At 43.6% G+C, this 25,048-nt stretch carries 18 protein-coding genes, 2 tRNA genes, 2 rRNA genes and 2 pseudogenes; 21 read left to right on the top strand and 3 right to left on the bottom strand.

Going from position 1 to position 25,048, the window contains the following annotated elements:
* Nucleotides 1–192 precede the first annotated feature (192 nt).
* The 8 genes and pseudogenes from CJ483_RS15740 to tsaD all read left to right on the top strand — a co-directional run bounded on the left by CJ483_RS15740 (nucleotide 193) and on the right by tsaD (nucleotide 6,291).
* Nucleotides 193–3,123, top strand: a 23S ribosomal RNA gene (locus CJ483_RS15740).
* A 102-nt stretch (nucleotides 3,124–3,225) separates the two neighbouring features.
* Nucleotides 3,226–3,341: ribosomal RNA gene (gene rrf, locus CJ483_RS15745) — 5S ribosomal RNA — on the top strand.
* A gap of 25 nt (nucleotides 3,342–3,366) precedes the next feature.
* Nucleotides 3,367–3,440, top strand: a tRNA-Met gene (locus tag CJ483_RS15750).
* 4 nt (nucleotides 3,441–3,444) lie between these two features.
* A tRNA-Asp gene (locus CJ483_RS15755) sits at nucleotides 3,445–3,521 on the top strand.
* Between the two features lie 156 nt (nucleotides 3,522–3,677).
* Nucleotides 3,678–4,133 carry a tRNA (adenosine(37)-N6)-threonylcarbamoyltransferase complex ATPase subunit type 1 TsaE gene (tsaE, locus tag CJ483_RS15760; RefSeq protein ID WP_120036093.1) on the top strand — a complete coding sequence of 152 codons (456 nt, stop codon included), beginning with the start codon at nucleotides 3,678–3,680 and terminating at the stop codon, nucleotides 4,131–4,133.
* On the top strand, nucleotides 4,130–4,828 hold the full coding sequence (gene tsaB / locus CJ483_RS15765; RefSeq protein WP_120036094.1) for a tRNA (adenosine(37)-N6)-threonylcarbamoyltransferase complex dimerization subunit type 1 TsaB: 699 nt from the start codon (nucleotides 4,130–4,132) through the stop codon (nucleotides 4,826–4,828). Before tsaE ends, tsaB begins: the two co-directional genes overlap by 4 nt.
* Nucleotide 4,829: 1 nt before the next feature.
* Nucleotides 4,830–5,275: pseudogene (rimI, locus tag CJ483_RS15770) on the top strand (ribosomal protein S18-alanine N-acetyltransferase).
* Entirely contained in the window at nucleotides 5,275–6,291 is a 1,017-nt protein-coding gene (tsaD, locus tag CJ483_RS15775) for a tRNA (adenosine(37)-N6)-threonylcarbamoyltransferase complex transferase subunit TsaD (RefSeq protein WP_182917077.1), read from the top strand. Before rimI ends, tsaD begins: the two are co-directional and overlap by 1 nt.
* Nucleotides 6,292–6,564: 273 nt before the next feature.
* Here tsaD and abc-f read toward each other — a convergent pair whose 3' ends face one another.
* Nucleotides 6,565–8,487, bottom strand: coding sequence for a ribosomal protection-like ABC-F family protein (abc-f, locus tag CJ483_RS15780; RefSeq protein ID WP_120036096.1), 1,923 nt, complete (start codon nucleotides 8,485–8,487; stop codon nucleotides 6,565–6,567).
* Between the two features lie 191 nt (nucleotides 8,488–8,678).
* Between abc-f and CJ483_RS15785 the strand changes: the two genes are divergently transcribed.
* From CJ483_RS15785 to tatC, 3 genes are read left to right on the top strand one after another with little or no spacing between them, the layout of a single operon-like run.
* Nucleotides 8,679–9,338: a redox-sensing transcriptional repressor Rex gene (locus CJ483_RS15785; protein WP_120036097.1), complete on the top strand. Its 660-nt coding sequence runs from the start codon at nucleotides 8,679–8,681 to the stop codon at nucleotides 9,336–9,338.
* 49 nt (nucleotides 9,339–9,387) lie between these two features.
* Nucleotides 9,388–9,564, top strand: coding sequence for a twin-arginine translocase TatA/TatE family subunit (locus CJ483_RS15790; RefSeq protein WP_120036098.1), 177 nt, complete (start codon nucleotides 9,388–9,390; stop codon nucleotides 9,562–9,564).
* Between the two features lie 17 nt (nucleotides 9,565–9,581).
* The gene (tatC, locus tag CJ483_RS15795; protein WP_120036099.1) at nucleotides 9,582–10,328 is read left to right on the top strand and encodes a twin-arginine translocase subunit TatC; all 747 of its coding nucleotides are present in this window, start codon (nucleotides 9,582–9,584) and stop codon (nucleotides 10,326–10,328) included.
* 67 nt (nucleotides 10,329–10,395) lie between these two features.
* Here tatC and CJ483_RS15800 read toward each other — a convergent pair whose 3' ends face one another.
* Together CJ483_RS15800 and CJ483_RS15805 are read right to left on the bottom strand one after the other, a co-directional pair.
* Nucleotides 10,396–10,596: a YdiK family protein gene (locus CJ483_RS15800; protein WP_120036100.1), complete on the bottom strand. Its 201-nt coding sequence runs from the start codon at nucleotides 10,594–10,596 to the stop codon at nucleotides 10,396–10,398.
* A 30-nt stretch (nucleotides 10,597–10,626) separates the two neighbouring features.
* Nucleotides 10,627–11,364, bottom strand: coding sequence for a CPBP family intramembrane glutamic endopeptidase (locus tag CJ483_RS15805; RefSeq protein ID WP_120036101.1), 738 nt, complete (start codon nucleotides 11,362–11,364; stop codon nucleotides 10,627–10,629).
* A gap of 344 nt (nucleotides 11,365–11,708) precedes the next feature.
* Here CJ483_RS15805 and groES point away from each other — a divergent pair, with 344 nt between their 5' ends.
* The 10 genes and pseudogenes from groES to CJ483_RS15855 all read left to right on the top strand — a co-directional run bounded on the left by groES (nucleotide 11,709) and on the right by CJ483_RS15855 (nucleotide 25,035).
* Entirely contained in the window at nucleotides 11,709–11,996 is a 288-nt protein-coding gene (groES, locus tag CJ483_RS15810; protein ID WP_120036102.1) for a co-chaperone GroES, read from the top strand.
* A 54-nt stretch (nucleotides 11,997–12,050) separates the two neighbouring features.
* Entirely contained in the window at nucleotides 12,051–13,679 is a 1,629-nt protein-coding gene (groL, locus tag CJ483_RS15815) for a chaperonin GroEL (protein ID WP_120036103.1), read from the top strand.
* Between the two features lie 488 nt (nucleotides 13,680–14,167).
* Nucleotides 14,168–14,922, top strand: a pseudogene (locus CJ483_RS15820) (class I SAM-dependent methyltransferase).
* Between the two features lie 688 nt (nucleotides 14,923–15,610).
* Complete coding sequence (locus CJ483_RS15825; protein ID WP_120036104.1) at nucleotides 15,611–15,892, top strand: heterocycloanthracin/sonorensin family bacteriocin; 282 nt, start codon at nucleotides 15,611–15,613, stop codon at nucleotides 15,890–15,892.
* Nucleotides 15,893–16,041: 149 nt separating this feature from the next.
* Nucleotides 16,042–17,997 (top strand): putative thiazole-containing bacteriocin maturation protein, encoded by a 1,956-nt coding sequence (locus CJ483_RS15830; RefSeq protein ID WP_120036105.1) that lies wholly within the window; start codon nucleotides 16,042–16,044, stop codon nucleotides 17,995–17,997.
* Nucleotides 17,994–19,940, top strand: a complete 1,947-nt coding sequence (locus CJ483_RS15835) for a TOMM precursor leader peptide-binding protein (protein WP_120036106.1) — start codon at nucleotides 17,994–17,996, stop codon at nucleotides 19,938–19,940. Before CJ483_RS15830 ends, CJ483_RS15835 begins: the two co-directional genes overlap by 4 nt.
* A gap of 21 nt (nucleotides 19,941–19,961) precedes the next feature.
* On the top strand, nucleotides 19,962–21,539 hold the full coding sequence (locus tag CJ483_RS15840) for a SagB family peptide dehydrogenase (protein WP_120036107.1): 1,578 nt from the start codon (nucleotides 19,962–19,964) through the stop codon (nucleotides 21,537–21,539).
* Nucleotides 21,540–22,039: 500 nt separating this feature from the next.
* Nucleotides 22,040–22,774, top strand: coding sequence for a hypothetical protein (locus CJ483_RS15845; protein WP_120036108.1), 735 nt, complete (start codon nucleotides 22,040–22,042; stop codon nucleotides 22,772–22,774).
* A gap of 575 nt (nucleotides 22,775–23,349) precedes the next feature.
* Nucleotides 23,350–23,877 (top strand): YceI family protein, encoded by a 528-nt coding sequence (locus CJ483_RS15850; protein ID WP_120036109.1) that lies wholly within the window; start codon nucleotides 23,350–23,352, stop codon nucleotides 23,875–23,877.
* 174 nt (nucleotides 23,878–24,051) lie between these two features.
* Entirely contained in the window at nucleotides 24,052–25,035 is a 984-nt protein-coding gene (locus CJ483_RS15855) for a ring-cleaving dioxygenase (protein WP_120036110.1), read from the top strand.
* Nucleotides 25,036–25,048 lie beyond the last annotated feature (13 nt).

Raw genomic sequence — 25,048 nt, forward strand, 5'->3', positions numbered from 1 at the left:
GAACCGTGTCAGGCTTTTAGCCGCACGTAGTAGCAACAGAGAACGCTGTTCTCACAAACGAATTAACGGCATTGTTTTTTGTTCAGTTTTGAAGGATGAATTCCTTCTCTATAGGTAAGCAACTTTGTTCTTTGAAAACTGGATAATATCGTATAAAAGTAACCAAGCAATAACCGAGTAATCGCCATTTTAGGTTAAGTTAGAAAGGGCGCACGGTGGATGCCTTGGCACTAGGAGCCGAAGAAGGACGGGACTAACTCCGATATGCTCCGGGGAGCTGTAAGTAAGCGTTAATCCGGAGATTTCCGAATGGGGAAACCCACTGTTCGTAATGGAACAGTATCCCTACCTGAATCCATAGGGTAGGAGAAGGCACACCCGGGGAACTGAAACATCTAAGTACCTGGAGGAAGAGAAAGCAAACGCGATTCCCTGAGTAGCGGCGAGCGAAACGGGAACAGCCCAAACCAGAAGGCTTGCCTTCTGGGGTTGTAGGACACTCTATACGGAGTTACAAAAGAACGGTGTAGGCGAAGAGGTCTGGAAAGGCCCATCAGAGAAGGTAACAATCCTGTAGCCGAAACATCGTTCTCTCCAGAGTGGATCCTGAGTACGGCGGAACACGTGAAATTCCGTCGGAATCCGGGAGGACCATCTCCCAAGGCTAAATACTCCCTAGTGACCGATAGTGAACCAGTACCGTGAGGGAAAGGTGAAAAGCACCCCGGAAGGGGAGTGAAAGAGAACCTGAAACCGTGTGCCTACAAGTAGTCAGAGCCCGTTAATGGGTGATGGCGTGCCTTTTGTAGAATGAACCGGCGAGTTGCGATTTCATGCGAGGTTAAGCCGTAAAGGCGGAGCCGCAGCGAAAGCGAGTCTGAATAGGGCGCATGAGTATGAGGTCGCAGACCCGAAACCAGGTGATCTACCCATGTCCAGGGTGAAGGTAAGGTAACACTTACTGGAGGCCCGAACCCACGCACGTTGAAAAGTGCGGGGATGAGGTGTGGGTAGCGGTGAAATTCCAATCGAACCTGGAGATAGCTGGTTCTCTCCGAAATAGCTTTAGGGCTAGCCTCAAGGGAAGAGTCTTGGAGGTAGAGCACTGTTTGGACTAGGGGCCCCCTCGGGTTACCGAATTCAGACAAACTCCGAATGCCAAAGACTTATCCTTGGGAGTCAGACTGCGAGTGATAAGATCCGTAGTCAAGAGGGAAACAGCCCAGACCACCAGCTAAGGTCCCCAAGTATACGTTAAGTGGAAAAGGATGTGGAGTTGCTTAGACAACCAGGATGTTGGCTTAGAAGCAGCCACCATTTAAAGAGTGCGTAATAGCTCACTGGTCGAGTGACTCTGCGCCGAAAATGTACCGGGGCTAAACGTATCACCGAAGCTGTGGATGGACACCTTGTGGTGTCCGTGGTAGGAGAGCGTTCTAAGGGCGGTGAAGCAAGACCGGAAGGACTTGTGGAGCGCTTAGAAGTGAGAATGCCGGTATGAGTAGCGAAAGAAGGGTGAGAATCCCTTCCACCGAATGCCTAAGGTTTCCTGAGGAAGGCTCGTCCTCTCAGGGTTAGTCGGGACCTAAGCCGAGGCCGATAGGCGTAGGCGATGGACAACAGGTTGATATTCCTGTACCACCTCTTCACCATTTGAGCAATGGGGGGACGCAGGAGGATAGGGCAAGCGCACAGTTGGTTGTGCGTCCAAGCAGTTAGGCCGGTGATGAGGCAAATCCCATCACCATGAAGGCGGAGCTGTGACGGCGAGGGAAATGTAGTACCGAAGTTCCTGATTCCACACTGCCAAGAAAAGCCTCTAGCGAGGTGAAAGGTGCCCGTACCGCAAACCGACACAGGTAGGCGAGGAGAGAATCCTAAGGTGAGCGAGTGAACTCTCGTTAAGGAACTCGGCAAAATGACCCCGTAACTTCGGGAGAAGGGGTGCTCTTTGGGGTGCATAGCCCTGAGGAGCCGCAGTGAATAGGCCCAGGCGACTGTTTAGCAAAAACACAGGTCTCTGCGAAGCCGTAAGGCGAAGTATAGGGGCTGACGCCTGCCCGGTGCTGGAAGGTTAAGAGGAGGGGTTAGCTCACGCGAAGCTCTGAATTGAAGCCCCAGTAAACGGCGGCCGTAACTATAACGGTCCTAAGGTAGCGAAATTCCTTGTCGGGTAAGTTCCGACCCGCACGAAAGGCGTAACGATCTGGGCACTGTCTCAACGAGAGACTCGGTGAAATTATAGTACCTGTGAAGATGCAGGTTACCCGCGACAGGACGGAAAGACCCCGTGGAGCTTTACTGCAGCCTGATATTGAATTTCGGCACAGCTTGTACAGGATAGGTAGGAGCCTTTGAAACCGGAGCGCCAGCTTCGGTGGAGGCGTCGGTGGGATACTACCCTGGCTGTGTTGAACTTCTAACCCGCACCCGTGATCCGGGTGGGAGACAGTGTCAGGCGGGCAGTTTGACTGGGGCGGTCGCCTCCTAAAGAGTAACGGAGGCGCCCAAAGGTTCCCTCAGAATGGTTGGAAATCATTCGCAGAGTGTAAAGGCACAAGGGAGCTTGACTGCGAGACCTACAAGTCGAGCAGGGACGAAAGTCGGGCTTAGTGATCCGGTGGTTCCGCATGGAAGGGCCATCGCTCAACGGATAAAAGCTACCCCGGGGATAACAGGCTTATCTCCCCCAAGAGTCCACATCGACGGGGAGGTTTGGCACCTCGATGTCGGCTCATCGCATCCTGGGGCTGTAGTCGGTCCCAAGGGTTGGGCTGTTCGCCCATTAAAGCGGTACGCGAGCTGGGTTCAGAACGTCGTGAGACAGTTCGGTCCCTATCCGTCGCGGGCGCAGGAAATTTGAGAGGAGCTGTCCTTAGTACGAGAGGACCGGGATGGACGCACCGCTGGTGTACCAGTTGTCTTGCCAAAGGCATCGCTGGGTAGCTATGTGCGGACGGGATAAGTGCTGAAAGCATCTAAGCATGAAGCCCCCCTCAAGATGAGATTTCCCATAGCGCAAGCTAGTAAGATCCCTGAAAGATGATCAGGTAGATAGGTTCGAGGTGGAAGCGTGGCGACACGTGGAGCTGACGAATACTAATCGATCGAGGACTTATCCTAAATGATACGCCTAACGGCGTCACACATGAAATGGCACGGAGTTGCCGGTTACTTGAACATATTATCCAGTTTTGAAAGAACAAATCTTTCAACTTTATACAGTCTGGTGGCGATAGCGAAGAGGTCACACCCGTTCCCATCCCGAACACGGAAGTTAAGCTCTTCAGCGCCGATGGTAGTTGGGGGATTCCCCCTGTGAGAGTAGGACGCTGCCAGGCTGTTATATTGAATATTTTTTATCGTCGCGGGGTGGAGCAGTCCGGTAGCTCGTCGGGCTCATAACCCGAAGGTCGCAGGTTCAAATCCTGTCCCCGCAATTTTGGTCCGGTAGTTCAGTTGGTTAGAATGCCTGCCTGTCACGCAGGAGGTCGCGGGTTCGAGTCCCGTCCGGACCGCCATTTTGTTATAAGCTTTTACAACTAAGCGAAACTTTGTTTCGTTTCTTTTTTTATACAGCGATTTAAGATATACTATACTCAGCAAACTACCTTAGGATTAATGTTTCCTAAGGTTTTTTTACGACTACATATTATATGCGACAAGGGAGACTTTTTATGGACAGACTGAGACTTTCCACACAAAGTGCTGAACAAACCCAGTCTTTTGCAGAGAAGCTGGCTCATTTATTGGAACCGGGTTCTGTACTTTTGTTAGAAGGCGATTTAGGGGCTGGGAAAACAACTTTTACACAAGGCTTGGCAAAGGGATTAGGCATTAAGCGTAATGTAAATAGCCCAACCTTCACTATTATAAAAGAATATAAAGGCCGTCTGCCTCTTTACCATATGGATGTGTACCGGTTAACTGATGAGGAGGAAGATTTGGGGTTCGATGAGTACTTCTACGGAGATGGCGTGTGTGTAGTTGAGTGGGCTCATTTAATTGAACAGCAGCTTCCTGAACAATATTTAAAGGTTGTTATTTCTCATAAAGGGAACAATGAACGTGAAATCTCTCTGGAACCAAAAGGTGACAAGTATGTTAGGGTGAGTGAGGAGTTAGTGAAATGAAAGTGCTGGCAATTGATACATCTACTTATACACTGGGCGTGTCTCTTTCAGAGAATGAGCAGGTCATCGGTGAATACATGACAAATTTAAATAAGAATCATTCATTACGGGTCATGCCGGCCATTGAAGCTTTAATGAAGGAATGCGAAGTAAAACCGGCAGATCTAGATAAAATCATTGTGGCCAAGGGGCCAGGCTCCTACACAGGCGTACGCATTGGAGTAACCATCGCAAAAACTCTGGCTTGGTCGTTAAATATTCCTCTTGCAGGAGTATCCAGTCTAGCGGCACTAGCAGCTTCTGCCTATTTTTATCCTTCTTATATTTCACCTGTTTTTGATGCGAGACGGGGCAGAGTGTACACCGGATTATACCGTTTTGAAAATGGAAAGCTAGCCGTTGTCGAGGAAGATCAGAATCTCGCCCTCAAAGATTGGTGTAACCAACTGAAGGAACTAAATGAGGAAGTCCTCTTTATCGGTCAGGATGTTCGTCTGCACGAAGAGGCCATACGGGAAGTATTAGCAGACCAAGCGTTGCTGAAAGGAGAGTATGCTTCTTCACCGCGGCCATCTGATCTTGCCCGCCTCGGCTTGCATGAACCTGCAGCTGATCTGCATTCTTTTGTTCCCAACTACATTCGTTTGGCAGAGGCGGAAACGAAGTGGCTGGAACAGCAAAGGGCGGAGAAATGAAATGAGTGAAATTGATATTCGGCTGATGACTGTGGACGATGTGGATAAGGTATATGAAGTTGAAAAAGTTAGTTTTACAGCACCTTGGACGAAAGAATCTTTTTTCAATGAGCTAACGAATAATTATTTTGCTGTGTATCACGTGGTTGAATATGAAGGCCAAATCATAGGTTACTGTGGAATGTGGCTCGTACTGGATGAATCGCAAGTTACCAATATCGCTATCCTCCCGGAGTTTCGTGGCAGAGGGTGGGGGAGAAGCTACTCGTCGCTGTAATGAACACTGCCAGAAAGAGGGGAGCGTCTATCATGTCTTTAGAAGTACGTGTAAGCAACGAATCTGCTCAAAATTTATACAAAAAGCTGGGCTTCCAGCCAGGTGGGATTAGAAAAAATTATTATTCTGACAATCAGGAAGACGCATTAGTAATGTGGGTGAATTTATAATGAAAAAAGATATTTATATATTAGGATTAGAAACAAGCTGTGACGAAACGGCAGCAGCCATCATAAAGAATGGCCGGGAAATCGTATCTAATGTTGTTTCTTCGCAAATTGAAAGCCACAAACGCTTTGGCGGAGTTGTTCCTGAAATTGCGTCCCGGCATCATGTAGAGCAAATTACATTGGTCCTTGAGGAAACATTGCGTCAAGCCGATATGGCTTTTCAAGACCTCGATGCCATTGCCGTTACTAAAGGGCCGGGTCTTGTGGGGGCTCTTTTGGTGGGAGTCAACGCGGCTAAAGCGTTAGCCTTTGCCCATCAGCTGCCACTTATAGGTGTTCATCACATAGCTGGCCATATTTACGCCAATCGTCTGATAAAAGAGTTTGCTTTTCCGCTGCTGTCTCTCGTTGTGTCGGGTGGGCATACTGAGTTGGTACTTATGGAAGAGCACGGCAGTTTTCAAGTAATCGGTGAAACGCGTGATGATGCGGCAGGAGAAGCATATGATAAAGTAGCTCGAACATTAAACTTGCCTTATCCAGGCGGTCCTCACATTGATCGTCTTGCTGCTGAAGGAGAGCCAGTTATTGATTTTCCTAGAGCCTGGCTCGAAGAAGGGTCATATGATTTTAGTTTCAGCGGTCTAAAATCAGCAGTTATCAACACTCTCCACAATGCAGAACAACGAAGACAAGAGTTGAGACCGGAAGATGTAGCTGCTAGCTTTCAGCAAAGCGTGATCGATGTTTTAACAGCGAAAACAATAAGAGCAGCAAAGGAATATAAAGTGAAGCAAGTACTGCTAGCCGGCGGGGTTGCTGCGAATAGAGGGTTGAGAAAGGCCTTGGAAGAACAGTTTGCCGAACTCGAGGATATCGAACTGATTATTCCGCCGTTAAGTCTTTGTACCGATAATGCAGCTATGATTGCCGCTGCGGGAACCATTTTATATGAGCAGGGAAAATTTGAAGATTTGGCGATGAATGGCTATCCAGGACTGGATATCGAACAATAATAAAATAAAAAGAAAGGACTGTTTTTCCACTAGGAACTCCCTAATGGAAAAACAGTCCTTTTTACTTGTTCACAAACTGTGAATAACATGTGTATAAAAAGGTTATTCTGTGGAAAAGTCCTTTTTAAACTGCTGGAAAGCTTGTGTGTTTTGTGGATAAAACCGATTAATTTTGTGGACAATGTGTAAAAGTAATTAGGAATCAAGAAAACCGGCATGTTAGTTTGTGGGTAAGTCTGTGTATAAACGCCACAGCAGCCAATGGATTAGAGCCTACTCATGAAGAGTTTCCCACTCTTGCATAAGCTGCTCAATTTCTGTTTGACAAGCTTCGGTTTTTTTCTGAAGTTCCAATGACTTTTCATGATCCTGAAAGATTTCTGGCTGGCAAAGCAAGTCTTCGGCTTCTTCGAGCTCTGCTTCTAGGCTTTCAATTCTTTCTTCTATTTCTTCAATACGTCGGCGTTTCTGACGCTCTTTTTTCTTTTGCTCTTTATCTGTATGGTAGTTGGATGAATCAGACGGTACGACTTCTTCAACGATTGGCAAAGAGGATTTTTCCAATTCAGCCAGCTCTTTTTGCTCTTGTTTTTTCGCGACATAATAATCATAATCCCCAAGATACTCAGTCATGCCATTATCGGACATTTCAATGACTTTTGAGGCAATACGATTGATGAAATATCGGTCATGGGAAACGAATAAAAGTGTCCCAGGATAATCAATCAACGCATTTTCTAACACTTCTTTGCTATCTAGATCAAGGTGGTTGGTTGGCTCGTCCAAAATAAGAAAATTAGCTTTTTGCATCATGAGCTTGGCAAGAGCCAGCCGTGCTTTTTCGCCACCGCTTAATGCATGAACCGGCTTTAGAACGTCATCTCCTGAAAAGAGGAAGTTGCCGAGCACTGTACGTATTTCTTTCTCATCACTGGAAGGGTAGTCATCCCATAATTCGTTTAATACAGTTTTATTAGAAGTTAAGTTGGCCTGTTCCTGATCATAATAGCCAATGAATACGTTAGCACCGAGAGAAAATTCTCCAGCTAATGGCCGCAGTTTATCCACAATTGTTTTGAGAAAAGTAGATTTACCAGCACCGTTTGGTCCGACGAGTGCCGTGCTCTCTTCACGTTGTATATACAGATTGAGGTTTTGGGCAATTCTTTCTTCATCATAACCAATGGCAAGATTGTTTACTTTTAACACTTCATTGCCGCTCTGTTTTTCAATTTGAAACATGATATTGGCCGATTTTTCATCGCCATCCGGACGTTCCATCCGTTCCATCCGTTCAAGCTGCTTGCGGCGGCTTTGGGCTCTTTTTGTTGTCGAAGCCCGGGCAATATTGCGCTGGATGAAGTCTTCCAGCTTCGCTACCTGCTCCTGTTGCTTTTCAAACAGCTTCATATCTTTTTCGTATTGTTCGGCCTTCTGTTCTAAATAGTTACTGTAATTCCCATGAAATTTTTTAATGTGCTGCCGAGAGATTTCGTATACTTGGTTTACAACTTTATCAAGGAAGTAACGGTCATGGGACACGATCAAAATAGCGCCGTTGTAGCCCTGCAAATATTGTTCCAGCCAGGAAAGTGTATCAATGTCTAAATGGTTCGTCGGCTCGTCCAAAATAAGAATGTCGGGTTTTGTCAATAATAGCTTTCCCAGTGCGAGCCTCGTTTTTTGGCCGCCACTTAAAGTAGAGATTTTCGTTTCATAGTCAAAATCATGAAAGTTCAAGCCATGCAAAACCGAACGGATATCTGCTTCGAACTGATAGCCGCCGGACTCTTTAAATTCATTTTGCAGCAAATCATATTCCTTGGTGACTCTTTCATATTGGCTGGCATCTCCGTAAACAGCGGGATCCGCCATTCGCTCTTCCAGATGCCGCAGCTGCTTTTCCATGCTGCGCAAATGCGAGAAGACGGAAAGCATTTCATCCATGATTGATAAATCAGATTCCAGCCCGGTGTTTTGAGCAAGATAGCCGATTGTCGCATCTTTCGGCTTTAAGATATTTCCGGAATCATAAGAGAGGATACCGGCGATTATTTTTAAAAGAGTGGATTTTCCTGCTCCGTTTCTACCAACTAGAGCGATCCGGTCTCTTGTTTGTACTTCAAGTTTAATATTCGACAAAATGAGCTCTGCGCCGAAGTATTTTGTAAGCTGTTGTACTTGCAGTAAAATCATTCTTCTCACCTCAGTTTTCTACTTATTAGTGTAGCTGATTCTATAGGCCTGGGCAATTCTCTTTCACCCTTTCTGGGCGATAGAAAGGAAATAAAGTTGAAAGACAAGCCGTGCAAAATATTGTATGATGGAAGGAGTGATTGAATCGAAAGGTTATCAGTTTGGAAACAGCAAGCGCTGGGGGTATAAATATGAACCATGATCCATTAAGGATTCCGCAGGCGACGGCCAAGCGTCTGCCATTGTATTACAGATTTATCCAAAACCTGCATTCTTCTGGCAAGCAGCGGGTCTCATCGGCAGAATTAAGCGAAGCAGTAAAAGTAGATTCGGCGACGATTCGCCGCGATTTTTCTTATTTTGGAGCACTTGGTAAGAAGGGATACGGCTATAATGTCAGCTATTTATTGTCGTTCTTTCGCAAAACACTTGATCAAGATGAAATAACAAATGTAGCTCTTATTGGGGTAGGAAATTTAGGAACCGCTTTTTTGAATTATAACTTTATGAAGAATAACAATACGAAAATACAAATAGCCTTCGATGTAGATGAGGGAAAAGTAGGCAAGACGATTGGGGATGTTCCAATTTATCATCTGGATAATCTGGAAGAGAAACTACAATCAAAGGAGGTACCAGTAGCTATTTTGACGGTTCCTTCTACTGTGGCCCAAGGCATTACAGACCGTCTTGTGGAATGCAATATTAAAGGCATCTTGAATTTCACACCTGCGAGACTGAACGTTCCTCCAATGATTCGAGTGCATCACATTGATCTGGCTGTTGAACTGCAATCGTTAGTTTATTTTTTAAAGAATTATCCGGATGTCTCGGAAGAAAAGTCGGAATAGAATTATGCCGAAAAATCGGTTATGATGGAGGAAAGGAGGTGCTGCATAAATGGGATTAAGTGTAGGCAGTATTATATTGATTGCTGGAGCAGCAATATTAATCTTCGGACCGAAAAAACTCCCTGAGCTTGGACGCGCGGCAGGCGACACGTTGAAAGAATTTAAGAATGCCACGAAAGGGCTGGCGGACGACGATAAACCAGAGGATAAGAAGGATCCTCAGTAAGGTTAGGATGAATGACAATGAGTCGACAAGACATGACAATATATGAACACATTGGCGAGTTGCGGAAACGGCTCATTATAGTAATCGCTTTCTTATTCCTCACTATGATTGCCGGTTTGTTTCTGGCTGAGCCGATTATCCGCTATTTGCAGCATGCGGACGAAGCGCAGGAATTAACAATGAACGCTTTCCGTGTGACAGATCCTATAAAGATTTATTTTCAAATGGCTTTTGTCATCGCTTTTGTATTGACTAGCCCTATGATTCTTTATCAGTTGTGGGCATTCGTAAGCCCAGGACTGCTTGAGAAAGAGAGAAAGGTAACGCTTAGCTACATCCCGTTATCCTTGCTGCTATTTCTCGCCGGAATTGCTTTTTCTTATTTTATTTTATTTCCGTATATCATTCATTTCATGATGAAGTTATCCGGAAACTTGCAAATTGAGCAGGTTATTGGCATTAACGAGTATTTTCAATTCTTATTTCAAATTACACTTCCATTCGGCATCTTGTTTCAGCTGCCGGTTGTTACAATGTTTTTGACAAGGCTGGGGATTATTACACCTATGTTTCTTGCGCAAATTCGCCGCTATGCTTACTTTGTTCTGCTAGTGGTAGCAGGGCTTATTACGCCGCCGGATGTGATATCACAGATTATCGTGATGATTCCATTAGTTATTCTTTATGAGATCAGCATTTGGATCTCAAAGATTAGCTATAAAAAAACATTGCAGGCCGAACTGGAAGCGGAAAATGCAGAATAAAATAAGGCTGTCCAAAAAAAGAGCCGAACTTCCGCAAGAGCGAAAGTCAGCCTTTTAGAGAACAGCCTTATTTTTTTTCGTTGCTTTTCAAGCGCCAATACATAAAGAGCAGGCGAATGCCGGAACCAATATCCATCGTTGCCAGCAAGATGAGCAAGTAAGTGAAAAAGCCAAAGCCCCCCGTGTTGACATCTTGAATGGCTAAATAAGTAAAGAACGCGCCGAGAATAAGATAAAAAATCCCGGTCGTTAACGGTGATTGTTTCATTAAATTCCTCCAAATTTTAAAGCTATAAGCCTAAAAAAGCCAAGTAATAAAGCTTTGTATTTTTTCCGTTTCTTTCATCATCCGCTCTAATTCATCCGCATAAAAATATTGCACGACAATGACCAAGGAATTCATAGCCACATGGGCGAATATAGGAACAAGCAGTCTTTTTGTTTTTACATATAGAAAAGCAAACGTGAATCCCATCGATGAGTACAGAATGACATGTTCAGGTTCAGCATGAGCAAGGGCAAAAATAACGGAGCTGATCAAAGCGGATAGCCAGAAAGGAAACTTCTCATACAAGCTTCCAAAAATAATCTTTCTAAAAACGATTTCCTCTAAAATCGGACCGAAAATGGCAGTGGCAACCATCATCAATGGGACAAGCTCAATAATATGAATAATTGTTTCTGTGTTTTCGGACCCCATGTTAATTCCTAAAGCCGTTTCGATAGCGACGGCAATTCGCTGGCCAAACAAGGCGAGAAAGATGCCCGCCACTGCCCAAAAGATGGAAGGTCCCACCGGCAGTGGAGTCATCCGTTCAAGACGGCTGTTTCTGGTATCTTTCCGAAGGAGAAGCAATACAATAATCAGGGTGACCATGAAGCTGAACACCAGCCAATAGCCGGGAATAAGATTTTTCAGCGTTTGCGGATCACCTCCGAGGGCAAGCCCTGCTTTAAATAAAAGCAGAGGAGCAACCAGCCCCAACAGCTGCATTAAAATATAAGCGATTAAAATATAACCATACGTCTTCTTCAAATGAAAAGAGCTCCTTTATTTTAAGAGTGGAAGCGCCTGTTCAGCCGCACAGCTGGAACTTTGAGCGATTGGGCGCTGGAATAGATAATCATACAAGCATAGGGAAAGCCTGAGAAGCTGAAATCTAATAGTACTTAAAGAGTATTTTACTAATAAACAGACGATCATTCAAACGGAAGGGATTGTCACTATTTTCTCCCATTTAAAAAATGATTTGTAAAAAAAATTACTTCTCCCTTGCAAAAAAAAATCATTTTATTTATTATATTAATTGGGTTAGCACTCTTCATATGAGAGTGCTAATAAATAAAAACATTACATATATTCCAAGGAGGTTGTTTCACTTGTTAAAACCACTAGGTGATCGCGTAGTAATTGAGCTGGTTGAATCAGAGGAAAAAACAGCCAGTGGCATTGTATTGCCAGATTCAGCGAAAGAAAAACCACAAGAAGGGAAAATTGTGGCAGTCGGCAACGGACGTGTACTTGAAAGCGGAGAAAGAGTAGCGCTTGAAGTAGCTGTTGGCGACCGTATCATCTTCTCTAAATATGCTGGTACAGAGGTGAAATACGAAGGCAAAGAATTATTAATCCTTCGTGAAAGCGACATCCTTGCTGTAACAGGTGAATAATTAACAAATACTTATCTATTTTAAATAACTTAAATAATCAGGGAGGTTTTTCATATGGCTAAAGAGATTAAATTTAGCGAAGAAGCACGCCGCGCAATGCTTCGCGGGGTAGATCAGCTGGCGGATGCCGTAAAAGTAACTCTTGGACCTAAAGGACGCAACGTGGTTCTTGAGAAAAAATTTGGTTCACCGCTTATCACAAATGATGGTGTGACAATCGCGAAAGAAATCGAACTGGAAGATGCATTCGAAAACATGGGTGCGAAGCTTGTTGCTGAAGTAGCAAGCAAAACAAACGACGTAGCTGGTGACGGTACAACTACGGCGACAGTTCTTGCGCAAGCAATGATCAGCGAAGGCTTGAAAAACGTAACAGCAGGCGCAAACCCTGTTGGCGTGCGTAAAGGAATGGACTTTGCTGTTCAAACAGCTGTGGAAGCATTAAAAGAAATCTCTAAGCCAATCGAGGGCAAAGAGTCTATCGCACAAGTTGCAGCGATTTCATCTGCTGATGAAGAAGTTGGCCAATTGATTGCTGAAGCGATGGAGCGCGTTGGCAACGACGGCGTTATCACAATCGAAGAATCAAAAGGATTCACTACAGAGCTTGACGTAGTAGAAGGTATGCAATTCGACCGCGGCTACGCTTCTCCATATATGGTAACAGATTCTGATAAAATGGAAGCTGTTCTTGAAAATCCATATATCTTAATCACAGATAAGAAGATTGCAAGCATTCAAGAAGTACTTCCTGTACTTGAGCAAGTAGTTCAACAAAGCAGACCGCTTTTAATCATCGCTGAAGACGTAGAAGGCGAAGCTTTGGCTACACTCGTAGTGAACAAACTTCGTGGCACATTCAACGCTGTAGCGGTAAAAGCACCTGGATTCGGCGATCGCCGTAAAGCAATGCTTGAAGATATCGCTGTATTAACTGGCGGTGAAGTGATCACTGAAGATTTAGGTCTAGATCTTAAATCTGCAAATATCACTCAACTTGGACGCGCAGCAAAAGTAGTTGTTTCTAAAGAAAACACAACGATCGTTGAAGGAGCAGGAGACTCTGCCCAAATCGAAGCCCGCGTCAACCAAATCCGCGTTCAATTAGACGAAACAACGTCTGAATTCGACCGCGAAAAATTACAAGAGCGCTTAGCAAAATTAGCTGGCGGCGTAGCTGTGATCAAAGTGGGAGCAGCGACAGAAACAGAACTAAAAGAACGCAAACTTCGCATTGAAGACGCATTGAACGCTACTCGTGCAGCTGTTGAAGAAGGAATCGTTTCTGGTGGTGGTACAGCACTTGTAAACGTATATAACAAAGTAGCTGCATTGGAAACAGAAGGCGATGTAGCAACTGGTGTGAAAATCGTTCTTCGTGCGCTTGAAGAGCCAATCCGCCAAATTGCCTTCAACGCAGGCCTTGAAGGATCTGTCGTTGTCGATCGCTTAAAACGCGAAGAAGTAGGCATCGGCTTCAACGCAGCAACTGGCGAGTGGGTAAACATGATCGACACTGGTATTGTTGACCCTACGAAAGTAACTCGCTATGCGCTTCAAAACGCAGCATCTGTTGCTTCTATGTTCTTAACAACTGAAGCAGTCGTTGCTGACAAGCCAGAAGAAAACGCTGGTGGCGGCATGGGTATGCCGGACATGGGCGGCATGGGCGGCATGATGTAATAAGCCGCTTCATCCCTTGAGAGTTAAGGGTGTTATGTAAGATGAGAGTGGAATGCTAACATTTGGCTAACATAAAGGTTTTTAATAGAGGCTTCTCATGAGTTCGCTGAACTTATGGGGGGCTTCTTTTTTATTTCTTGCGTGGCGTGGAGATAGAAATTTTCGCGATGTGATCATCCGAGTGACCAAGCCTGTCCATCATTTGCTCGAGCCCTGCCCTTGTATTATATATGCCGGTTAAGAAGTAAAGGGGAAGCTCATTTTAAAGATGAGGATTAAAAGGCAGCAAACCTAGTTTGTGAATGGATAAACAGGGGCATTAATGAAGAAAGGAACTGCGTCCGCAGTTCCTTTTGTTATATCGCTATCGGGCAAATTAGTTAAGGAAGAAATATGCTAAAATACCTTGAAAAGAGTAGGTGATTTTATGAAATATACTATTTCGTCTCTATTTCTATACATCATCTCGCGGGGAAGAAGGTAGTGCTGTGAAAACAACAGGAATTTTTACCGACAAGGCCGATATATATGCGAAATATCGCCCTAGTTACCCTAATGAATATATTGATTATTTGTTTTCAGCTAGCCAGCTGAACCATGAGCGGATTGTGGCCGATATTGGCTCAGGTACCGGGATATTTAGCCGCCAGCTGCTGGAAAGAGGTTTAAATGTGATTGGAGTGGAGCCAAATGATGAAATGAGAAAGATGGCTGAGCAATCGTTAAAACGATATTCTCGTTTTAGATCAATAAAAGCAACTGCTGAACATACAACTATGAAAGGGAAGAGTGTGGATTTAGTAACTGTTGCCCAGGCATTTCATTGGTTTGATAAAAAGCATTCAAAATCGAATGTCAACGGATTTTAAAACAAAAGGCAAAGGTTGCTCTTGTTTGGAATAGCAGAGATTTAACTAGCCCGATTATTAAAGAGAATGCGGAAATTTGCCAAAAGACCTGTTCAAATTTCAAAGGATTTAGCGGTGGCATAGAGGAAACTCCAGAAGTGTTTAATCGCTTTTTTAAGGATGGAAAGTATGAGTTTAAAAAGTATCAAAATGATGTATTTTTTGATTATGAAGGTTTTTTGGGAAGGAATTTATCAGCATCCTATGCGCCGAAAAAAAGTGACGAAAAGTATAAAAGGTTTGTTTTTCTCCTGTCAGAGTTATTCGAAAAATACAGCAAGAATGGAAAAATTGTTCTCCAAAACATAACGCAAAGCTATCTAGGCGGTGTTTAAACAACCAAACATAAAGGGGATTTAATTGAAGTTCCTAGGTTAAACCATTTTTCTATTTAGACTCACTGCAAAACAATTATAAGTAGTGTGGATTGTCCACACTCAGTCGGACAACTTTCTTAAGGGACGACCGTTTATATTCAATCGGGCTTGCATCGCCTCGTTTCGATCGCTTTTCTTAATTGCAGGTGGCCATCATTTCTAGCAAATATAAATGGGTTGTCTAAGATTTAGGAATCAGCCAATAGTTTACGTAAAAGGATAGAAGCAGGAGAATAGAAAGATTATATTTTTATGTGTTTTCAAGGCTCCCAGCTACTTTGGCTGGGGGCCTTTTTCTGTTATATTTGATTGCTGATTTTCACTGCAGGCGAACGCTTTTCCCGCTGAAGCCGCAGCCTTATTAAACAAGGGTTCCGGAAAAATGGTGATTCGTAAGTTAACTTTAATCTGGATCAATGGGAGCCAGCTATTTCATTCGATGAACAAAATTTGTCGGTTTTACCCTTTCTATAAAATTAGGCTTCTGTATTAGTAACGATACCCATGTATTTTACATAATTTGTTGATGAGTGCTCGAAATACTAAATGCATCCATCCAGTATACAGTTCTTTTGCGATTTAACTCGGCTATTCCTGTTTCAAGTTTTTGGCACCTATTTAAATTTTGTTTGAGGAGGAAATGAAAATGAATGATTTCCAAAGTGAACTTCAAAGCTTGAATGTTGGTGATTTCCAAGCGACGCAGGCAATCCCTTGGGATCAAAATCAGTACTATACGGACCAGGATCGACAATTGGGTAGTTTTGGCCGATGCTCTAGTTGTTTTAGATGTTCTAGCTGTTTTAGATGCTTCAGCTGTTTTAGCTGTTTTAACTGCTTTAATTGCTTTAACTGTTTTAGATGCTTTAACTGCTTCAGTTGTTCTCGTTGCTCATCTTGCTCCAGATGTAGCGGCTGGGGAAGTTAATCGTTTAGTTTTTCATTTGAGAAAGTCCCCTGTATTGTTGCAGGGGACTTTCAATATAGGATAAGACATAACGGACAAATTGCTGTACATACGATGATAGTGGCAGTGATAATGAACAACTATGCTCATAAGGGGTAAGGAGGATAGAGATGGCAAATTTGAACCCTTCTATGCGTCTGAAAGTAAAAAGGGACACGTTTTATCTCCCTGAACCAAATAGAGGTGTGTATTTTCGAAACAACTTAAGTTCCTTCCGTATCGAAGGTAGTGGGATCGATCAATGGGTTGAAAAATTGTTGCCGATGTTTAATGGAGAGTATACGTTAGGACAGTTGACTAACGAATTGCCTGGCCCCTACCGGGATCGAGTATATGAAATTGCAGAAGTGCTGTATGAAAATGAGTATGTTTGTGATGTAAGCCAGGACCTTCCGCATCAATTGTCGGATGATCATCTTAAAAGGTATGCATCTCAAATTGAATTTGTGGACAATTTAGTTGGTTCTGGGGCAGCCCGTTTTCAAGTTTTTCGTCAGGCCAAGGTGCTGGCAGTTGGCTCTGGTCCTATTTTAAATTCATTGGTTTCTTCTTTGATTGAATCGGGTTTGACTAAGATCCAAGTGCTAATCACAGACGAGGTGTCCACCAACAGACAGAGGCTAAAGGAACTCGTGGAACATGCGCGAAAAAAAGACCCAGCGGTTGCCTTAAAGGAGGTTCCGCAAAAGAAGGAGAGTTGGCAAGAAATAGTGAAGCCTTTTGATTCCATTTTGTATGTGAATCAGGAGGGAGAAGTAGAGGAACTTAGACATCTTCATAAAGTTTGCAGGGAAGAGAAGAAAATGTTTCTCCCTGCCGTATGCCTGCAGCAGGTAGGTTTAGCAGGACCATTAGTACATCCGGATTCCGAGGGATGTTGGGAGTCAGCCTGGCGCCGTTTACACCATTCTGTCTTATTCAAGGATAGGCAATTCCCTTCCTTCTCTGCCATCCCGGGATCGTTGTTAGCTAATGTGGTCGTATTTGAACTGTTTAAAGAGATTACAGGAGTTACAGGATTGGAACAGAATAATAGGATTTTTCTTCTGAATTTGGATACATTGGAGGGAAACTGGCATTCGTTTCTGCCTCATCCACTTATAACGAGCGATATATTCGCTGAATGGGTTGAAGATATTGAAAACCGACTCCAGACAGGTTTGGAGAAAGTTGAGCCAGGTAAATTACTTCTTTATTTTAACCAGTTGACATCAGAGGAATCGGGAATCTTCCATATGTGGGAGGAGGGAGATTTAAAGCAGCTTCCGTTAGCTCAGTGTCGTGTTCAGGTAGTCGACCCGCTGTCAGAGGGACCAGCAGAGTTGATGCAAGACATCGTCTGTTCGGGTTTGACTCATGAAGAGGCGCGAAGAGAAGTAGGACTAACTGGGATTGAAGCGTATGTGTCGCGAATGGTCAGTTTGGCCGTGAAGACTCTGCCGCTAAATAAACATGTTGATGGAGTTTTAGTAGCATCTGAGGAAATTGTCGGGGTTGGAGCTGGTGAATCGTTTGTGGAAGGTGTAGGCCGCGGGTTACAGAAGTGTTTGGCTGAGGAGCTTAACAAGCAACAACTTAATCAGAAGTATGCTGTCTCTCCAGTGCATTTAAGTTTTATAGAAGATGAAAGATGCCGGTTCTATTTAGAGGCATTGACTACAATGCAGGGAGCACCCGTTATCGGAGCAGGGAAGGAAGTATCCGGTTTTCCTGTAGTATGGGTAGGTACGAAAGATGGATGGTATGGGTGTGCAGATTTAAATATAACTATGGCGTTACGGGGGGCATTACAGCAGGCACTTATCAAAGTGCAAAACAAATCGGATTCCTCTAATGAACTAGCCTGTGAAGTAACGTCCGTATTTTTGGAAGAAAAAACGCCAGTTAGTCTTAGTATCTCTGCGTGTGAAGAGAGGATACAAGCCGACATCCTACAAGGAGCCATGGAAACATTGAAACGGAATGGAAAACGGGTCCTAGTATTCGAATTAGGGCTTGAATCTGTTTTTAAAGAGCAACTAGACGGAGTGTTTGGTGTTTTGTTGAGAGAGGAGGAGTCACAATGAGTTCCTTCATATTGATTGTCGGGGAAGGGATGTTGGCGGAACTCGTAAGTGATGAACTGTCAGCACACCACCAAGTTATTCGCAAGTCCAATTTAGAGGAAGAAGTTCCGAAAAATATGGATTTGGCCCTTTTTTTGGATGATGGTTGGGAACCCTCTGTTCATCGAAAGGCGGAAGAAGTGTTACGAAAGACTGGTACTCCCTGGCTCAGAGGCTTCATTTCATTTGGAGAAGGTGTAATTGGTCCGCTTGTACGGCCCAATGCAGCCGGTTGCTCTCAATGCGCGGACATGAGACGTCTCATGGGAGGACGTGACCGTACAGAGATGTGGGAGGCACAACAGAAGTCGGCTGTGGCCGGAGGGATGGGAAGTGACCCGTGGGCTTCAAGTACCGGACTTTTACAAATGGCTTACCTGATCGGGGGTGAGGTCCAGAATGTATTACAAGGTAATCAGGCTTATTCGGAAGGGAAGGTATACCTAATTGACTTGAAAACATTGAAGGGCTCATGGCATTCTTTTCTGCCCAACCCGCTATGTCCGGTCTGTGGTCGATTACCCGATGATTCAAAGAGATTAGCCCGAATTTCGCTGCAGCCAAGCCCGAAAATCAGTTCCAGCAGTTTCCGCTGCCGCCCGTTGGATGAGATGAAAAAAGTTATTGTCAAAGACTATCTAGATAATCGTACTGGCCTTTTGAATAGTAAAATGTATGACCTAGTGCCTCCATTTGCTGATGCGAGTGTCAATCTGCCTATGTTAGCCGGGGATGAGGGGACAGCTGGACGGACTCATTCCTACGCAGAAAGTGTGTTGACAGCCATTTTAGAGGGATTAGAGCGGTACTGCGGTTTAGAGCCACGTGGCAAACGAACAGTAATACATGACAGTTTCCGTAACCTGGAAAATCAAGCGCTTAATCCATTAAAGGTAGGTGTACACGCAAAGGAACAATATGCGCAGCCTGGTTTTCCATTTAAATCGTTTGATCCTGACCGATCCATTAATTGGGTATGGGGTTATTCGTTATTAGAAGAGCGTCCAATTCTCGTACCTGAGCTCCTTGCTTATTACAGTGTTGGATGTGGATCACAAGGTTTTATCTATGAAACTTCCAATGGCTGTGCGCTAGGAGGAAGTTTAGAAGAGGCCATTTTCTATGGAATTATGGAAGTGGTCGAGCGTGATTCATTCCTGATGACTTGGTACGCGAAGCTGAATCTTCCGCGCCTGGATCCTTTTACAGCTGACGACCAGGAGTTGAGCTTAATGCTCGAACGGATGCGAGCCGTCGCTGGATATGATTTGTATTTGTATAACTCCACCATGGAACACGGTATTCCAAGTATTTGGGCAATGGCTAAAAACAGAAAGGAAAAGGGATTGAATCTCATCTGTGCAGCTGGAGCCCATCTTGATCCGGTACGGGCGGTGAAAAGCGCGGTTCACGAGCTTGCTGGCATGATGCTGACCCTTGATGAACAATTTGAGGCGAACCAGAAGGAGTACGAAAGAATGCTGCATGATTCTTCCTTGGTGAGGCAGATGGATGACCACGGCATGCTTTACGGTTTGCCGCAAGCAGAAGAGCGCTTAAGTTTTTTACTTGACAACAATGGCCCTATGCGGACTTTTAAAGACGAGTTTAAGTGGAAGTCGAATCATACGCATCTGACCGATGATTTGCAAGACATCCTTCAGGTGTTCCGTCGGTTAAATCTTGATGTAATTATAGTAGACCAGTCGACCTCGGAAACGATGCGGAATAGATTGTATTGCGTAAAAGTACTGATTCCGGGGATGTTGCCGATGACATTCGGGCATCACCTTACCCGCCTGACAGGGCTTGAGAGGGTACTCCGAGTCCCTATGGATCTTGGGTATACGAATAAACCATTGACACCAGAACAACTCAATCCATATCCGCATCCATTTCCTTAAGCAGTGATTAGGAGGTAGAGGATGAATCTGGAAGAATTTCTGCACAACCTTCATTTTAATGTTGATAAGGCAAATCAGCCGAACTGGGAAGTGGATTGGGAGGATGCCCCTCTTGCATATAAACTCTACCGTGGACTACCGGTTATTCCGTTGTCTGCGGAAGTACCGCTAACACTTATTAGAGGAGAACCTCCCGTAAGATTGGACCTTAATAAAGTCGGTCATTTTCTCTGGTATGTGTTCGGTTTCACTCAATTGAGTCAATCCGTCTCTCCAATGGATTCCACAGAGCAAGGTTCCTACCCTTTGCAGTCGTACCGGCGGTTTGCTCCTTCTGGTGGGGCGCTGTATCCCAACGAATTGTACGTGTATTTGAAGATAGAGGGAATCCCTGATGGCGTCTACCATTATGATGTAGCACACCATAGCCTGGCATTGCTGCGGGAAGGGAATTTCGATTCCTATTTAGCTAGGGCTCTGGGCAATCGGTGTGATATCTCCTCGTGTTTTGGTGTTGTCTTTGTGTCGACAATGTTCTGGAAAAATTTCTTTAAATACAACAACTTTGCGTATCGGCTCCAAGGGCTGGATGCTGGTGTCCTAATTGGACAGTTAATGGAGGTAGCGAAAAGGTTTGGCTTCGCCTCAGGTGTGTACTTTCAATTTCTTGATACCGCAATCAATCATCTGCTTGGACTATCGGAAATGGAGGAGAATGTATATAGTGTAATCCCGCTATCGGTGGAAGCAACCTTCTGGTCTACTAGCGGAAGGGACCTATACAAAAATGTTATATCGGAGGAATTGAAACAAGAGCTGCCAGCCATTCAACCAGAACATTTCGAGCAGTCGCCTAGTGTCAAAGAATATCCGATGATAACTGCGATGAATGAAGCTTCTAGGCTGGATTCCACATGGTCATTTCGGGTGATAGAGGGGAGGGCAATGCCTGAACGTGTGGAGTGCACGGTGGCATTGCCTGATATAAAGCCCCTGTCGTATGACCTGGCCGAGGCCTGCGGAAACCGATTTTCTCCCGACATGGATTTCGTTTTAGGGAAAGTGAGTCAAGAACAACTGGCCACCCTTCTCCTGGAGGCAACGGCTTCTTTCTCATACAGAAATGATTTGGATGAAGCACATAGGAGTAACGGCCCTCGTGTAACAATTTACGGCTGTTTATATAACGTCGAAGGGATTGCAAATGGGTCGTACTATTATGACAGCGCAAAGCACAAGTTAAGAGAAATATGTCCTGGAGACCATCGACTCCATTTGCAGACTGGAATGTCTCTGGATAATGTGAATTTGCTCCAAGTGCCACTTTGCCTGCATGTGGCTGGTGATAAGGAATTTTATAAAACAGAACTAGGATACAGGGGGTATCGAATCCAGCAGATGGAAGCAGGCATGCTCGTGCAACGATTGCTTTTGGCTGCATCAGCTCTCGGAATGGGAGGACACCCACTTCTCGGATTTGACGCGAATTTGAGTGATGAACTCTATAAGATGGACCAACAAGGAAAGACCAGTCTAATCCAAATACCTATTGGTCCCTATCGCCCTCGTCCTTGGCTGAGGGGAAGTCTGCACAGCTAATTTAGGGGGAAAAGCTATTTATCTTGTGAGGGTTAAGTAAGGTGAGAGGGCTAACATAAAGTTTTTTAAAGGAGGCTTCTCATCAGTTCAATGAACTTGTGGGAGGCTTCTTTTTTCATTTCTTGGATGATGTAAGGGTACACATCTTTTGTAATTTGATCAGCAGGAGGCCATGGTTTATTCGAGTGAGACATCGGCCTTGGCAAAAAGCGAAGTATGTGCATGCTTTATGTTGACTTAGCATTTAAATCTGCCACTCTGTTTTAAGAAGTTCTAATAACAATGGGATAACTATTAAGCGTTCAATGACTTCACACCAGTGAAAGACAAGAAGAGTGATTAGGTGTTATCTCATACCGGCATCATTACAGCCACTGGACAACACATACAACGTGGGTTTAAAGGAAATGGAAGTATACTTCTGGAAAGTTAATTGACGAATGTCTTCCATATATAACTTATATTGCTTAAAATAAAGTGAAAAATAGGGAGATCGTCATATGAAAAAGAAGTATGCCTTATGTTCGATAGTAACGACTCTTTTATTAGGGGCGTGTACAGGAATGAATAAGGCAGATAAGAATATAAACAGGACAATAGATAAAGAGGTAGCAATCCAGGCGGATGGAGAGCGGTCAGCACATCCCGCAGTCCAAGATTATTATACCCGGACTTTCCTTGTTTCTGATAGAGAAGCCGAAAAAGGATTTTATGAGATGAGAACATGGACAGATGCCTATTCTATTCTTATCCCTGCTGAAGCTACATTAGATGAGACCTATTACATGAAACGCGGACAGTCATGGGAGCAATTCCTTTTTTCGTGGATTGACGAGGAGACAAACATCTCGTATGGGGTCCAGGGACAATTCGAAGATGGAAGTTCAGAGGAGTCTGGCTTGAGGCGTTTGACGAGATATATGAATTTCAAAGATGAGTATGAGAAATCGGAGGACGATCATCATATTTATTATTATGGCAAGCTGATTACTGAAGTGGGCGGCAAAGACGGCAAGGAAAAGGTTCCTGTCTATTCATACCTTGGGTTCATAAAAGATAAAGGCAGCAGTAAAACATTGTCGCTCATTTATGAGCATAATTGCAGCGATTGGACCAACACATGTGAAGCGGATACGAAGGAGATCGAAGAGCACTTTTGGCATTTGGTAAAAACTGTAAAATTTGACGACTGGTTTTGTTATGGAAAAGGGAATGGCGTAAGGAAAAAGTTTTAAGTCTTTCATATATCCCGAAGCAGAGCATTATTCAGGAATCGTCATTATTTTTAGTAATGTGTTTCAATTGAATAGTTTAAATCAAACAGGCCTTCCATTCATTCAGTTGATGAAAGGCTTTTTTTGACTATCCGTATGTTTATTGGAGATACTGATGAATAGTGATATAACCTTCTTGTTATATATCAAAAAGGTTCTCGAAAAACTATCTAATATGTGGTGATTGAATCAGTATATTGCAGGATTTTGCTACATACTATGTAAAGTTATATAAGCGTTACATGAGAGTATCATCGGCACATAACTTTTTCTATTTTAATCGGTGCTTGGACACAAGCGTTTGATGAAGGAATAAATGCCATAACGAAAAAAGTTGAAAAATTTTTATAATAATCTTTTCAAACATGTTGACACACATATCTTTTATGTGTTAAATTTATCTCGAATTAAAGATAATTTAATTTGAGATAAATTATTTCAAGATAGCTTAGTTGAAGATAATGGTTGCTTTCTCGACTTTATTTTTGAAAGAATACCTTAACTTAAAAAACATATACTCAAGGGGGAATTTTATAATGGCAAAATTTACAGTGGATCAATCACACTCTAGTATTGGGTTTGAAGTAAAACATATGATGGTGTCAAAAGTGAAAGGGAATTTTGACGCTTACACGGCAGAAGTAGAAGCAGCCGATTTAACAGACTTAACAACAGCTGATATTGCTTTTACGTTTGATGTGGCAAGTATTAATACTCGCTCGGAAGATCGCGATAACCACTTGAAATCAGGAGATTTCTTTGATGCAGAAGCATACCCGTCGATTACGTTCAAATCAACAAATATCTCAAAAGACGGCGATGACTATAAAGTAACCGGCGACCTAACCATTAAGGACGTGACAAAGCCAGTAACATTCGATGTTGAATTTGGTGGAAAAGGTACCAACCCATGGGGAGTAGAGGTTTACGGTTTTGAAGCATCGACAAAAATTAACCGTGAAGAATTTGGACTCACATGGAATGCGGCACTTGAAACAGGTGGCGTATTAGTCGGAAAAGATATCAAGATTACAGTGGAATTAGAAGTTAATCCACAAGCTTAAGTTCATGCATATGTGGGAGGCACTCTATTGAATCTATACCAGCTTAGAGGTATAGATTCAATAGAACTCTCTATACTATAGGAATGACAAGCTTTTACAATAAAAAGAGAGCAAAGAGCTTTATTTTTTTATCAATTATCTCGAATTCGAGATAGTTATAGGAGGTAATCAATAATGAACGAATTAAAAGGAGTACACCATGTTACTGCCATTACAAGCAGCGCAGAAAAAATTTATGACTTCTTTACGTATACACTTGGCTTACGGTTGGTAAAGAAAACGGTCAACCAGGATGACATCCAAACATATCACTTGTTTTTTGCCGATGATGCAGGGAGCCCGGGTACAGACATGACGTTTTTCGATTTTCCTGGCATTCCAAAAGGAATCCATGGAAACAATGAAATATCAAAAACCTCTTTCCGGATACCAGCTGATGAAGCGTTAGATTATTGGGTGAAGCGATTTGATAAATATGATGTAAAACATAACGGGATTCAAGAGCAATTTGGTAAAAAGGTGTTGTCTTTTGTGGATTTTGATGACCAGCAATATCAACTGATCTCAGACGAACAAAATGAGGGAGTGGCTTCCGGGACACCATGGCAAAAAGGGCCAGTTCCTCTGGAGTATGCTATTACGGGATTGGGGCCTGTCTTTGTGCGAACAGCTTATTTTGATTATTTCAAGGAAGTACTGGAAAAAGTATTTCATATGAAGGAAGTGGCACAGGAAGGATCATTCCACTTATTTGAAATGGGGGAAGGCGGCAACGGTGCGCAGGTTATTATGGAGCACAATACCGTTTTACCTCAAGCACGCCAAGGATTTGGCACAGTTCACCATGCGGCATTCCGGGTGGATGAACGGGCAGACCTAGAGTCATGGCAACAGCGGTTAGCTGGATTTAACCTTCCTAATTCTGGCTATGTAGAACGCTATTATTTTGGCTCGTTATATACAAACGTTGCCCCTTCCATTCTCTTTGAACTAGCAACGGATGGCCCTGGTTTTATGGGAGACGAACCTTATGAAACACTTGGAGAAAAGTTATCTTTGCCGCCGTTTTTTGAAGAGAAACGTGAAAAAATTGAGTCACTCGTACGGCCAATTAATACCGTGCGTAGTACAAAGAACTTTGAGAAAGAATACTTGTAAGGAAGGGAAAGAA

It is taken from the genome of Bacillus sp. PK3_68 (assembly GCF_003600835.1).
Lineage (GTDB): Bacteria > Bacillota > Bacilli > Bacillales > Domibacillaceae > Pseudobacillus.